11 protein-coding genes and 1 riboswitch are annotated in these 13,359 nt (G+C 36.4%); of the genes, 9 read left to right on the forward strand and 2 right to left on the reverse strand.

Annotated elements, in window-relative coordinates:
- The first annotated feature begins 158 nt into the window (after positions 1-158).
- On the forward strand, positions 159-1,790 hold the full coding sequence (locus tag AC3E9W_RS06635) for a sulfatase-like hydrolase/transferase (protein ID WP_488767649.1): 1,632 nt from the start codon (positions 159-161) through the stop codon (positions 1,788-1,790).
- A gap of 176 nt (positions 1,791-1,966) precedes the next feature.
- Entirely contained in the window at positions 1,967-2,227 is a 261-nt protein-coding gene (locus AC3E9W_RS06640) for a hypothetical protein (protein WP_488767651.1), read from the forward strand.
- A 132-nt stretch (positions 2,228-2,359) separates the two neighbouring features.
- On the opposite strand, the gene AC3E9W_RS06645 is transcribed toward AC3E9W_RS06640, so the two are convergent.
- Positions 2,360-3,118 carry an SDR family oxidoreductase gene (locus tag AC3E9W_RS06645; protein WP_488767653.1) on the reverse strand — a complete coding sequence of 253 codons (759 nt, stop codon included), beginning with the start codon at positions 3,116-3,118 and terminating at the stop codon, positions 2,360-2,362.
- A 14-nt stretch (positions 3,119-3,132) separates the two neighbouring features.
- On the reverse strand, positions 3,133-4,713 hold the full coding sequence (locus AC3E9W_RS06650; RefSeq protein WP_488767655.1) for an FAD-dependent oxidoreductase: 1,581 nt from the start codon (positions 4,711-4,713) through the stop codon (positions 3,133-3,135).
- A 210-nt stretch (positions 4,714-4,923) separates the two neighbouring features.
- Between AC3E9W_RS06650 and AC3E9W_RS06655 the strand changes: the two genes are divergently transcribed.
- The 7 genes from AC3E9W_RS06655 (at position 4,924) to AC3E9W_RS06685 (ending at position 13,205) form a co-directional block, all read left to right on the forward strand.
- Positions 4,924-5,259, forward strand: coding sequence for a hypothetical protein (locus AC3E9W_RS06655; RefSeq protein WP_456896090.1), 336 nt, complete (start codon positions 4,924-4,926; stop codon positions 5,257-5,259).
- A gap of 103 nt (positions 5,260-5,362) precedes the next feature.
- Entirely contained in the window at positions 5,363-5,566 is a 204-nt protein-coding gene (locus AC3E9W_RS06660; protein WP_306161145.1) for a hypothetical protein, read from the forward strand.
- A 216-nt stretch (positions 5,567-5,782) separates the two neighbouring features.
- On the forward strand, positions 5,783-8,452 hold the full coding sequence (locus AC3E9W_RS06665; RefSeq protein ID WP_488767657.1) for a PAS domain-containing sensor histidine kinase: 2,670 nt from the start codon (positions 5,783-5,785) through the stop codon (positions 8,450-8,452).
- A 2-nt stretch (positions 8,453-8,454) separates the two neighbouring features.
- The gene (locus tag AC3E9W_RS06670) at positions 8,455-8,907 is read left to right on the forward strand and encodes a response regulator (RefSeq protein WP_306161141.1); all 453 of its coding nucleotides are present in this window, start codon (positions 8,455-8,457) and stop codon (positions 8,905-8,907) included.
- Positions 8,908-9,101: 194 nt separating this feature from the next.
- Positions 9,102-9,202, forward strand: a riboswitch (SAM riboswitch).
- A gap of 240 nt (positions 9,203-9,442) precedes the next feature.
- A complete protein-coding gene (locus AC3E9W_RS06675) occupies positions 9,443-10,432 on the forward strand; it encodes a redoxin domain-containing protein (protein WP_488767659.1) in 990 nt (329 codons plus the stop codon).
- A gap of 166 nt (positions 10,433-10,598) precedes the next feature.
- Complete coding sequence (locus AC3E9W_RS06680; RefSeq protein ID WP_488767661.1) at positions 10,599-12,074, forward strand: aminotransferase class V-fold PLP-dependent enzyme; 1,476 nt, start codon at positions 10,599-10,601, stop codon at positions 12,072-12,074.
- A gap of 657 nt (positions 12,075-12,731) precedes the next feature.
- The gene (locus AC3E9W_RS06685; RefSeq protein WP_306161136.1) at positions 12,732-13,205 is read left to right on the forward strand and encodes a cupin domain-containing protein; all 474 of its coding nucleotides are present in this window, start codon (positions 12,732-12,734) and stop codon (positions 13,203-13,205) included.
- The last annotated feature ends 154 nt before the right edge of the window (positions 13,206-13,359 follow it).

Raw genomic sequence — 13,359 nt, forward strand, 5'->3', positions numbered from 1 at the left:
TGTAAACTTTGTGTTTGCAGGCTTTTTGTTTTTTTATGCATGACGATGTAGAAAAAAAATAGGTTTCATATTATAATTTGAAACATAAAATCATGTTTTTCAATGTTTTAAAAATTCGATTAACTATAGATTTGTAAGAAATTATAATTATTATGCTTATGAGAACTACAAATTGGATTACATTTATTTGCGGAATTTGCCTGACAAGTTTTGTAAATGCGCAAGAACCAGTAAAAATATCTGGAAAGAAAGGATACGATCAGCCGAATCAGTATCTCGTAAAAAAAACTACAGTTCTAGCTCCAAATATGGAACCAGTAATGGTGAACGAACAGCAGAATAATAATGTGAAGAAAAAGCTTGCTGATCTGGAGAAAAAACATGGTAAGAAACCCAATATTATGATTTTTCTTTTGGATGATGTGGGCTATAGTGATTTTGGTTTTAATGGAGGCGGAACTGCCGTTGGAAATGCAACTCCTGATGTTGATCGTTATGCCAATAATGGTTTAGTGCTTAGTTCGGCTTACTCGCAGCCAAGCTGTTCGCCAACTAGAGCAACTATTCTAACGGGACAAAACCAGATTCACCACGGAATTCAGTCTCCTCCAATGTACGGACAGCCTGGTGGAATGGAAGGGCTTACGAGCGTTGCCAAATTGTTGTCGGCTCAAGGTTATACAACTCAAGCTATAGGAAAATGGCATATTGGAGAAAATGATGGGTCGCAGCCTCAAAATGTCGGATTTGACGATTTTAGAGGATTTCTTTCGGTATCTGATATGTATACCGAATGGAGAGATGAGGCTTTTAATCCTGAAGTTGTCCTGAGTCCAGAACGTTACGATTTTATCAACAAACTGCCTTTTAATAAATCGGATGTTCATGCTGTTAAAGGCGGAAAAATAGAAAACTTATATGAAATCACGAATGAGAATATCAAAGATCTCGACCAGAAATGGATGGAATATGGTGTAGATTTTCTTAAGAAACAAAAAGGAGCTAAAAAGCCATTTTTCTTGTATTATGGTACAAGAGGCTGCCACTTTGATAACTATCCTAATGATTATTACAAAGGACGTTCTGCTGCTAGAACCACTTATAGCGATTGTATAGTAGAAATGAATGATATTTTTAATAATCTAATGAAAACTTTAGAAGAAACTGGCGAGGCAGAAAATACAATTGTTTTCTTTCTCTCAGACAACGGACCAGAGGCAGAGGTAGCTCCACACGGGCGCACGACTTTCCGTGGGGCGAAAGGTTCAACTTGGGAAGGCGGAGTTAGAAGTCCTGCTTTTGTATATTGGAAAGGTGTAATCGAACCTCGTAAATCTGACGGACTTTTTGATTTTTCAGATCTCTTCAATACTAGTTTATCGATTGCAGGAAAACCTGGTGCAGATTTAGCAAAATTAGTTCCTACGAGTACTTATATAGATGGTATCGATCAGGCTTCGTTTTTAATAGAGCCAAATGGCGTTTCTAACCGTCGAAGCGTTTTTTATTGCTGGAATGATAAAATTTCTGCTGTTCGTGTGGATGAATTTAAATTTGTTGTACTACCGCAAATATTAAATTCTGTAGTTCAGTCAGGTCATATAGGAGGTTTTAGCGGAACAGTACAGCAATCTGCAGGTTCAAATATGTTTAATCTGTACACCAATCCTCAGGAAGACGAAACAATAGGAATTCGTCATATTCCAATGGGAATGCCACTTCAAGCTGAATATTTAAGATATGTGGAAGTTTTAAAGGAATATCCAGCAAAAAGACAGATTGGATTTTAACAAAAATATTTTTTAAGGCCTTTCTCTTTTAGCTATTTAGAATCATATAAACTTTCTCCAAAATAATGTAACAATTTCTTGGCGTAATTTGCTGAATTTTACCAATCTATGAAAACGAAGTAATAATCATACTTTCAGTTTCTTCAGTTTCTGATGGTATAAAAAACGAATTAAAAATGGATACAAGAAATGAACCAAACGATTTATTCCAAGATGGAATCGATCGTACGCAAGAATCAAATTGGGATCCTATTTTGGGTTATCAGATGTATTTTCCAAGTGAAGAAAATAAAGATGATCAGGTGAGTGAAAGAAATAATCCTATTCAACAGCCTAATACTGGAGATTGGGGAGATGATGCCGATTATGAAGAACTTAGGCATAAGGATAATTTGCACAGAGACATTGCAGAAAATGATGCCACAAAAATAGATTAAGAAAGAGAGCAGTATTACTACTGCTCTTTTTTTTTGTTGCTTTTGTTACAAAATATCAAAACAAAAACACCTGCACAGTAAATTGCACAGGTGTTTTCAAATTAAAAAAATGAAAAAAGTGAGGTTTTATTTTTAAATAATTTGCAAATGAGGTCTTACTTGCATACTAACTATATCGCAACGTTTCGGCTGTGCCAAACAGAACAAAACGCTCATTGCGATATCTTTTGCTTCAAGCATTTCCATATCTTTTATTTTTTCTTTTTGTTCTTCTTTTGAATCGGGCTGCATATCGCTCATTACCGCTCCCGGTTCTACATGCGAAACTTTAATTCCCAACGGATTAATTTCTTTTCGAAGTGCCGTGCTAAATCCTCTAATCGCGGTTTTGGTTGCGACATAGATAACGCCTGTTTTTTCTTTTACTTCGGCACTCATAGAACCAATATTGACAATATGTCCCGATTTCTGTTCCTTCATTCGATTGACAGCTTCTTTCGCGAAAGCGATATATCCAAGAATATTAGTTTCTAAAATATATTTCCAGTCATCATATTCGCCTTCAATAATTCCTCTGGCAGGAAGAGCAGCATTATTAATTAAAATATCGATGCCGCCAAGAACTTTATCGACCCTGTCCCAGATTCGTTCAATATCTTCTTTTTGGGTAATATCTGCTGTTTCTCCATAGATTTCTCCTTTCGATGATTTCTCCTTAATATCATCCATGGCTTTGTAAAAGTCGTTTTCGTCCCTTCCAAAAATAAACACACGGCCACCAAGAGAAACAAGCAAATCTGCAATTGCTTTACCAATTCCTGTTGTACCGCCAGTGATCACAATTCGTTTGTGGCAGATAGTATCCTTAAAGTAATTCGACAAGATTTCCATATTGTATATTTTTATTATTTTATTTTAAGATCTTTTAAGTTGCTTTCGGCGGGACCATTAATTACCGTTCCATCAGATGAAAATCTCGAGCCGTGGCAAGGACAGTCAAAAGATTTTTCGTCAGAATTCCATTGGACCACACAGCCCAAATGCGGACAAACCGCTGAAAAAGCATGTAAGGTTTTGTCATAATCTCGGTACACCGCAATTTTTCGCAAACCGACAGAAAGAATCCCGCCGTCTCCAGCTTCTAAGTCAGCTGTATTGTTAAGGTCAGATGCTGTAATCCAGTCCAGATATTGCGAAGCCATATTTCCAGCTTCTTTTAAATAATCGCCCATAGCTTTAAAAGTTATTCGCGACGGACTGTACAAATCCTGCCATTTGTTTTCAATTCCCTGAATCATATCAGTAATAATCATAGCTCCAATCGTAGCATGTGTCATTCCGTTTCCAGAATCTCCTGTAATCACAAATACATTTTTGTCTCCAGGATTTCTTCCAAGAAAACCTAAAGAATCAAAAGGTTCCATAACTTGTCCTGACCATTTATAAGTGATTTCGTCTAAAAGCGGAAAGTATTTTTTAGCCCAGATTTCCAAAAGTTCATAGCGCGAAAATTCTGAAACTCCTTCTTCATCGGCTTGTCCGGTTTTGTGGTCTTCTCCGCCAACAATCAGTAAATCATATTCATCATCAAAATTTTGCAATCGTACATAATGATACGGCTGCGCGACCCATTTCGATTCTGGATCTCCAGTATCCCACCATAAAGTATGTGGGAGACTGCCTTTCGGAATTTTTCCTGCAATCACATACGTTCTGTAGGCGTGCTGTTTGGTATGCATGGTCAGGACATCATTAATAGGCGTATTGGTTGCCACAACAATATATTGAGCAGAAAAATTATAGCCATTTACAGTTGCACCTTTATCGTCTATATTTTCTGCGTGAGCTTCGGTATAAATAGTTCCGCCCAAATCTATTACCGCTTTAGAAAGGGCTTTTAAATAATGCAAAACATGAAACTGCGCCTGATTTTTAAATGCCAAACATCTTTGATCCTGAGCTTCTGCCAAAGAAGGAGTATGATTTAAAAGAACCGTTTCCAACCCTGCGTTTTGAGTAGCTTCAAACTCTTTATCGAGATTTTTTTCCTTGTCATTTGGGTGAAGAAACAAGTAGCCATTTACACGTTCAAAGTCGCAATCTATATTTAATTCAGTAACTATTTTTTCAATTTCATCAATAGCAGCGGTATGGCTTTCGGCAGCAAGTCTTGCATTTTCTTTTCCAAAAGTGCTTTGAAGGTAGTAATATCGATCGTCTAGCGCACAAGTCAGATGCGCTGTAGTTCGTCCAGTTTCTCCGCTGCCAATGAAACCGTCTTCAGCCAAAACCACTTTTTTTCCTGCTTTCAAAAGTTTATAAGCAGTTGTAAGTCCAGCAATACCGCCTCCAATAATCAAAACTTCCGTTTTAATATCCTGAGTTGGTTTTTCAAAGGCAATTATATCGGTAGAATCAATCCAGAAAGAAACATTATCGCCAGATGAGATACTGCCTTCATTTATATTTTGATTTAGATTTTCCATTGTTTATCTTTTTAAGGCGCTAAAACATTTATATCAAAGCTACTAAGTAAAAATAGGAGAAGGCTTACAGCATTATTTCTAAAATTTTATAGGATTTCCAGTATGATTTTATATAACAATAAAAAGAAATGGTATAAACGTAACCGATTTATAAATAGTTACTTAGCTTTTACGAAATCAAACAAGTTTAAAAATCGAAAAGCAATTATTATGAAAGCAATTCAGCAAACGACAATTATGATTCTGATTATCTTCAGCGGATTATTAATTTCTTGTAAAAACAATAAAGACGGCTATAGTGATGAAATAGATACCGTTATTTCACCTCTTGACAGTGCAAAAAGTACAACAGACAGCATAAAAACGGAAGAACATATTTCTACCAATATCGAAACGACACAAAAAAATGGTTCTGAGAGTACGGCTGGTACAGGAAGCGGACCTGGAGAGAGTTCGCAAGACGGCTCGACTTATACCAGTGCTGCCGGACTGCAGAAAGATAGTTTAAGACCCCAAAGAGATACCGTAAAAAGTAAAAAGAAGTAATTCATTATATAAGAAGTTTTTAAAATTGTGTAAAAATCACATTTGTAAAAACGGTTATTTTTATACTTATTAAATTAAAAAATATTCATTTAAAAATATAATTATGAAAACTCAGATTTTAACTAGAGCCGCTTTCTTGGTTCTTCTGACAGGATTGGTATTTTCTTGCAAGAAAAATGAAAGCGCAACAATAGATTCATACGAAAATGATACTATTCAAAATACGATTGACACAGTGGGACCAGAAGTTGATACGATTAATATGGACACCACAACGACCGTTAAAGCCGATTCTATCAAGCAATAACGATTCGTAATAAAAACAAGTAAAAGCTGAATCTTCATGATTCGGCTTTTTTTGATTTTTTAATTCAAATACAAAGAATTTATAGATGATTAAATTCACTTTAACAAATCTTTAAAGTAATTGCCTTTTTCTCTATATTTGAGAAAGAATTTAACAAATTTATATGCCTTTGGTATCCAGAAACAACATTAGAAAGTATTCTTACTCAGTACGATAATGGAGCTAATAAATAATTTAGACCTTTTTCAGACCGTTTTTAATTCTGCACCAAATGGTATTGCAGTGCTAAAATCTTTGCGCAATGGCAAAAATAAAATTCAAGATTTTTCGATACTGCTATTGAATGCTTACTTTGTCAACTGGATCAAAAATGAAGACTACAAGGGAAAAAGATTCAGTCATATTTTCTCCAAAATAGAAGGCAATATTCTTGAAAAGCTTATTGAAACTGCAGAAACTGGAATTGCCGCCAACTTCGAACAATCGTACCAAGGCGAGACCGCAAAATATTGTCTCAAATTTACCGCTGTCAAACAAGATGATTTGTTAGTAGTGACAATGGAAGATATCACCGAAAAGAAAGAGGCAGAAAGGGCTTTGACTAATGCATTGGCTGATGCAGAGAAACAGAAAAGACTTTATAATTCCATTATATATGCGACTCCCGATTTGGTTTACGTATTTGATCTTGACTATAAGTTCACGTACGCAAACAAAGCCTTATTGAATATGTGGGGGAAATCGGCAGAGGATGCCATCGGCCGCGGATTAAGAGAAAATGGCTATGAAGAATGGCATGCCGAAATGCATGAACGAGAGATAGATACTGTAGTGGCAGAAAAAAGAGCCGTGAGAGGAACAGTTTCTTTTCCGCATGCTGAATTGGGAAGAAGAATTTACGATTATATTTTAGTTCCGGTATTTAATGATAAAGGGGAGGTTGAGGTGGTTGCCGGAACGACTCGAGATATTACAGAAAGCAAGCAGGCCGAAGAAAAATTGCAGCAAAGCGAGAATCGTTTCCGAAAAATGATTCATCAGACTCCTGCACCAACTTTAGTGCTTAAAGGTGACGATCTTGTTATTGAGCAGATTAATAAGCACATGCTGCAAATGATTGGCCGCGGAGAAGAAATTATCGGCATGCGATTGATCGATGTCTTGCCCGAACTCGAAGGTCAATATGTGTGGGAACAGGTTCTAAAAGTTTATAACGAAGGAATTCCTTTTGACCAGAGTGAAGTTTTGGTGCCGCACAATCGTACAGGAGAACTTAAAAATTACTATTATAATCTGGCTTATCGTCCGTTAATAGAAGATGGACAGATAACAGGAATGATTCAGGTTGCCGTTGAGGTGACACAGCAAGTTGTGGCACGCCAAAAAATGGAAGAAAGCGAAAGCCGTTTTAGGGCTTTAGTCAATGCCTCATCCGACTTGGTTTACCGCATGGACGCCGACTGGATGATTATGCACAGTTTGGAAGGAGGCGGAAGACTTTCTGGCGCTGGCGGACACGGCATTAATTGGCTGGATAAGTTTGTGCATCCTAGTGATTTGGAACAGGCTGTTCATCTCATTTCTAAATCTATTGTAGAGAAAAGCATTTTTGAAATGGAGCACAAAGTCATCAATGCAGACGATTCTGTTAGCTGGGTTTTTTCGAGAGTGGTACCGATATTAGATGACAAACAAAGAATAATAGAATGGTTTGGTGCAGCAAGTGATATTACTTCGCAAAAAGAACTTCAAAATGTAATTGCAGAAAGCGAGGAAAAATTCAGACAGCTTGCAGATTTGGTTCCGCAAATTATTTGGACAGCACAGCCAGACGGATTTATAGATTATTATAACAGCCGCTGGTACGAATATACAGGTTTTAACAAAAATGAATTTGGCGATTCGAGCTGGGTTCCGACACTTCATCCAGACGATGTTTCTATGGTTTTAAAGACATGGTACCAAAGTGTTCATGCAGGCACTTCGTATCAGATAGAATTTCGTTTAAAAAACGGAAGCACAGGAGAATACCGCTGGTTCTTAAGTAAAGCGCTTCCTATTAGAGACAAAGAAGGAATAATTACGAATTGGTTTGGTACGTGTACCGATATTCACGAGCAAAAATCTATTACCGAAAAATTAGAAATTTTGGTAGCAGACCGCACCAAAGAACTGCAAAGATCGAATGATGATTTACAGCAGTTTGCGCACGTTGCGTCGCACGATTTAAAAGAACCTGTCCGAAAAATAAAAACTTTTGTAAGCCGTCTAGAAGATCATTTGGAAGGAAAACTAGACGAATCGGCATCCAAATATATTGAGAGAGTTCACGTCGCCGCAGACCGTATGTTTAATATGATTGATGGCGTGCTGGCGTATTCTAAAATCAATGCCGATTCGCAAAAAGCAACAATGGTCGATTTAAATGAAGTCATTAAAAATATAGAAACCGATCTCGAAATTGCACTTCAAAAAACAGGCGGTAAAATTTATTATGAAGAACTTCCAGTTTTGGAAGGGGCTTTGGTATTATTGTATCAGCTTTTCTATAATTTGATTAACAATTCCATTAAATTTGCTAGAGAAAATACGCCTTCGCAAATTACGGTTACAGCGACTGAAAAGATGGAAGACGGCAACAGAATTGCAATAATTACTGTAGAAGATAACGGAATTGGTTTTGACCTCGATCAGACTGGACGTATTTTTGAAACTTTTACCCGCCTAAATTCTAAAGACCGTTACGAAGGAACTGGCTTAGGTTTATCGCTGTGTAAAAAAATAGCAGAACGTCATGGAGGAAATATTACCGCAACAGGAATTGCCAATAAAGGAGCTGTTTTTATTGTAACGCTGCCATTTGAACAAAAAGAAAAAGACATTTAATTATGAGTAAAAAGATAATTTTATTAGCTGATGATGACAGAGACGATACAGAAATGTTTTGTGAAGCGCTGGCTGATATCGATGAAAATATTATTTGTCATTGTGCTGAAAATGGTGATAAAGCACTAAAAATGCTTAAAAACGAAGATAAAATTCCAGGTGTTGTTTTTCTAGATTTAAATATGCCCATTCTAAATGGCTGGGAATGCTTGAAAGAATTAAAAGCTGATGAGCGCTATAAAGAAATCCCTGTAATTATGATTTCTACTTCTTCGCATAAAAATGATATGGACACAGCAGCAAATCTTGGCGCTGTCTGTTATTTTGTAAAGCCAAATAATTTTAACGATTTAAAACAAGTCCTTCAATTTATTACTTCTAATCTCGAAAAAGGATTAAAAGAAGCGCTTCCAACTCTCGAAAAAAATAAATACTTGCATGTTTTTTCTTTTTAAATGAATAAAACGTCCGAATTTCTTTTGTAAAAAAGGGATCATAACAAAAATAACTTTGTTTTAATTTGTTGTTTTTCAGTTCCTAAAGTGTGCTGAAAGAGTTTTTAAATAAATTTTACAAAAAAACACAATTTAAACTATACTAATTCGGTAGAATTAATATATATTTGTAACACAGAAAATTTATATAATGATACATATCCAGAAAGACTGAGGGAATAGGCCCATTGATGTCTTAGCAACCTGTTGCCGAATAAGGTGCTAAATCCTTCCGCTGTGTGCGGGCAGATAAGAAAGATTTCTCCGTAAATCTGTTTAAGATCATAATGTTAATCTTTAATTTTTTTTTAAATGAAAGCAGAATCCATTTTGTACGCGAGTTACGAGCTTTTGAATTTAATTTTCGAAGAAAACAGCTTTGCCTTTTTCTGAATGAGAAAATTCTAGTTCCACGAGATTCTTTCTTTAATCATATCGCTAATGGCTTTTGTCATTGGCCTGAAATTCTTTTGTCTAATCTTAAACTAAAAATAAAATGAAAAAAATACTATTAGGTTTTGCTTTGCTTCTGGGTGCTTTTCAAACTCAAGCGCAGGAAAATAATTTACAGTTAAAAGGAACTGTTGTTGATACTGTGGCGCAATATGTCTACTTGCAGAAGTTTCACAATAAAATGTTTACCACAATTGATTCGGCAAAAGTAAAAGACGGAAATTTTAGTTTTAAAACTAAAGTAAAAACCCCAGAATTATACGGATTAAGCGTCAATACCGAAAGTTCGCCTTTGTATATTTTTCTCGAAAAAGATCCCATTACAGTAAAATTAAATCCGAAGAAATATTATACCGCTTCAGTTGTTGCAGGTTCGGCTTCTCAAGATTTGTTCGAAACTTATAAAAAAACGAAGGATGTAGAAATCAGCAAATTCATAACAGAACATCCAAAATCTATTGTTTCGGCTTATGTACTCTACAGAAATTGGTCGTACCGATTGACGCCAGAACAGATTACGCAAAACATTGCTTTATTAGATAAAAGTCTTCAAAATACCACTTACGTGAAAGAACTAAAAGAACTGGTTACCGTTTTAGACGGATTAGCGGTCGGTAAAAAAGCCCCTGATTTTACAGCCAATGATCCTGAAGGAAAACCAGTTCGCCTTTATGAAAACTTAAAAGGCTACACTTTGGTCGATTTTTGGGCTTCTTGGTGTGGACCATGCAGAAAAGAGAATCCGAATATTGTGGCGGCTTACAAGGAATTTCACGATAAAGGATTCAATATTGTGGCAATCTCATTAGATAAAAAGAAAGAAAATTGGATTAAAGGAATTAAAGATGATAATCTAACATGGACACACGTTTCGGATTTGCTTTTCTGGAACAGTGCCGTTGCCAAATTATACGGAGTAAGAGCCATTCCGGGAAATTATTTAATTGATTCTAAAGGAACAATCGTTGCCAAAAACCTGCACGGAGAAGAATTGCAAACTACGTTAAAAACACTTTTAGAGAATAAAATTTAAGACCCAATCTTGTCATTCCGAGGAACGAGGAATCACACTAGAATCCATATAGAAAGTCGCCAATCTTTGTCGAGTTGCGTGTGAGATTCCTCGTTCTTCGGAATGACAAAAATTGGAGTGAACAATACAACAATACAATTTAGTTAATTTAAAAAATGTAAAGGATATGAATGCTATTGAGTCAACAGTAAAACCAACAGAACCGGAGTGTTACTTTTCTAAGTTTAGAGAAAACACAGTAGGAATTAATCACACTTTCGAATCGGTTTATGGAGAACAAAATTTAGTATACGCCGACTGGGTGGCCAGCGGAAGATTATACCATCCGATCGAAGAGATAATGCTTAATAAAATTGGTCCAATGATTGCCAATACGCATTCCCTTTCAAGTCAGACCGGAAAAACGTCGACTTACGCTTATCAATATGCGAGAGATATTATAAAAAAATTGGTCAATGCTCGCGAGTCGGATGTTTTGGTCGCTACGGGAAGCGGGATGACGGCGGCTTTATCGAAATTGCAACGCATTATGGCGCTCCGAACAAAATCGGATGAAGATCGACCTGTGGTTTTTATTACGCATATGGAACACCATTCGAATCAAGTTTCGTGGTACGAAACAAATGCAGAAGTTGTGATTTTGGAACCTGATGAAAATAATTTGGTCAATCCAGAAGCACTTTCTTTAGCAATAAAAAAATATGCCGATAGAACTTTAAAAATCGGTTCGTTTACAGCTTGTTCGAATGTTACGGGAATTATTACGCCTTATCATGAATTGGCCAAAATCATGCATCAAAATGGCGGACTTTGTTTTGTCGATTTTGCAGCTTCGGCACCGTATGTTGCAATCGATATGCATCCAGAAGATCCAGAAGAGCAATTGGATGCAATTTTCTTTTCGCCGCATAAATTTTTGGGCGGACCTGGGACTTGCGGCATTTTGGTTTTTGATGAAAAATTATACCAATCCGATTTTCCAGATAATCCAGGCGGTGGAAACGTAAAATGGACGAATCCGTTAGGGAAATATTGTTACAGCGATAGTATAGAAGTTAAAGAAGATGGTGGAACTCCTGGGTTTCTGCAAGTTATTAGAACTGCTTTGGCTTTAGAATTGAAAGAACAAATGGGAGTGGAGAATATCAAAAATCGCGAAAAAGAACTGCTTGATCTCTGTTTTTCTAGGCTTCAAAAAATATCAGGATTGTCCATTTTAGGAGATTTAACAACAGAAAGAATTGGCTGTGTTTCTTTTGTGATCGAAGACATTCATTACAATTTGATTGTACGTCTTCTAAATGACCGTTTCGGAATTCAGGTTCGCGGCGGCTGGTCTTGTGCGAGTACGTATGCGCACTATCTGTTTAATATTAATGAGAAAAAATCCGCTGAAATTACAAATGAATTGCTGCAACGAAATCAGACCAATAAACCAGGTTGGGTTCGTTTGTCGCTACACCCGATTATGAGCAATGAAGAGCTTTTTTATATCTGTGACGCGATTGAAAAAACAGCATTCAATTATAAAAAATGGAAGAAAGATTATGAATATAATCCCGTTTCAAATGAATTTGAAAATCCAGCAATAAAAGATAACATCGCGAGAGATGTACAAGATTGGTTTAAGTTAGTTGAGTAGTTAAGTGTTCCGTAGGAATATCTAGTCAGTAGTCCTGCGGAATTAAGTTTTGTTTTTTTTGTTAAACCCGACAGTTCCGAGATTTCGCAACTGTCGGGTTTTAAAATAACATAACAGAGATAATTATATATTCCGTAGGAATATCTCGTCGGTAGTAGAAAAAAATAGGATTGTTTGGTGTTTGTGTCCTGTAGGGACACCCTGATAGAAAATTATATTTTGTGTCAATCAAACGTTCCCACGGAACGTATAATCGCTACCCAAGTTTGATTGTACCAACGAAACATTCCTATGGAATGAAGTTGCTGTTTTGTGTTAAACCTGACAGTCCCGAAGCCTCGGGATAAAAACCTGTAAGGTTTCTGAGACAACCTTGCGAGCAATGCAAGTTAGATTGAGGAGTATATATTCCGGAGGAATATCTCGTCGGTAGAAAAAAAATAGGATTGTTTGGTGTTTGTGTCCTGTAGGGACACCTGATAGAGAGAATTATATTTTGTGTCAATCAAACGTTCCTACGGAACGTATAATCGCTGCCCAAATTTTGGTTGTACCAACGAAACATTCCTATGGAATGAAGTTGTTGTTTTGTGTTAAACCTGACGGGTTTTTAAAACCTGTCAGGTTTCTAATTGACTGAAGTAAATAAAATAAATAATGAGAACAATACCTAGAAGAATCGTAACGGGTTTACGAGACGGAAAATCAATTATAGAACAAGATGCAATTGTTACCAATGTGTCGGAACATTTTCCGGGACTGATTATTTCAGATATTTGGTCGACAGATTCGACTCCGGCAAAATTTGAAGAAAAAGTTATAGAGAATACCGCTTTTCCAAATACGCCAAAAAACGGAAGCTATTTTCGTTATGTCCAGATTCCGCCCGATAAAGATTTGGGAATAATAGCGCCAGAAGGACAGCCTCATCCATTAATGCACCAGACGGATACTTTGGATTATATCATTATTATTTCGGGAGAAATTTACCTGATTGTCGATGAAGAAGAAACTTTACTGCAAGCTGGAGATATTGTAATTCAGCGCGGAACCAATCATGCTTGGAGTAATCGATCGGAGTCGCCGTGTATTCAATTGGCTGTTTTATTAGATGCAGTGAAAGTAGGCTAATAAGTAAGACTAGGTTTGTCTGTTATCGAGTTAAACCCGACAGGTTTTTAAAACCTGTCGGGTTTCTATGATTCACAATTCAGAATTTACAACTGACAATTAACAATTACTACCATGTATTTTGTTTATTTTTGCAGGATTATAATTCTAGCAA

This window comes from Flavobacterium sp. 38 (assembly GCF_057799715.1).

What these genes read in the sequence shown, in the direction of transcription:
- AC3E9W_RS06660 (WP_306161145.1), top strand. Translation starts at nt 5,363, where the DNA reads ATGAAAACTCAGATTTTAACTAGAGCCGCTTTCTTGGTTCTTCTGACA.
- AC3E9W_RS06655 (WP_456896090.1), top strand. Translation starts at nt 4,924, where the DNA reads ATGAAAGCAATTCAGCAAACGACAATTATGATTCTGATTATCTTCAGC.
- AC3E9W_RS06665 (WP_488767657.1), top strand. Translation starts at nt 5,783, where the DNA reads ATGGAGCTAATAAATAATTTAGACCTTTTTCAGACCGTTTTTAATTCT.
- AC3E9W_RS06670 (WP_306161141.1), top strand. Translation starts at nt 8,455, where the DNA reads ATGAGTAAAAAGATAATTTTATTAGCTGATGATGACAGAGACGATACA.
- AC3E9W_RS06675 (WP_488767659.1), top strand. Translation starts at nt 9,443, where the DNA reads ATGAAAAAAATACTATTAGGTTTTGCTTTGCTTCTGGGTGCTTTTCAA.
- AC3E9W_RS06685 (WP_306161136.1), top strand. Translation starts at nt 12,732, where the DNA reads ATGAGAACAATACCTAGAAGAATCGTAACGGGTTTACGAGACGGAAAA.
- AC3E9W_RS06650 (WP_488767655.1), bottom strand. Translation starts at nt 4,713, where the DNA reads ATGGAAAATCTAAATCAAAATATAAATGAAGGCAGTATCTCATCTGGC.
- AC3E9W_RS06635 (WP_488767649.1), top strand. Translation starts at nt 159, where the DNA reads ATGAGAACTACAAATTGGATTACATTTATTTGCGGAATTTGCCTGACA.
- AC3E9W_RS06680 (WP_488767661.1), top strand. Translation starts at nt 10,599, where the DNA reads ATGAATGCTATTGAGTCAACAGTAAAACCAACAGAACCGGAGTGTTAC.
- AC3E9W_RS06640 (WP_488767651.1), top strand. Translation starts at nt 1,967, where the DNA reads ATGGATACAAGAAATGAACCAAACGATTTATTCCAAGATGGAATCGAT.
- AC3E9W_RS06645 (WP_488767653.1), bottom strand. Translation starts at nt 3,118, where the DNA reads ATGGAAATCTTGTCGAATTACTTTAAGGATACTATCTGCCACAAACGA.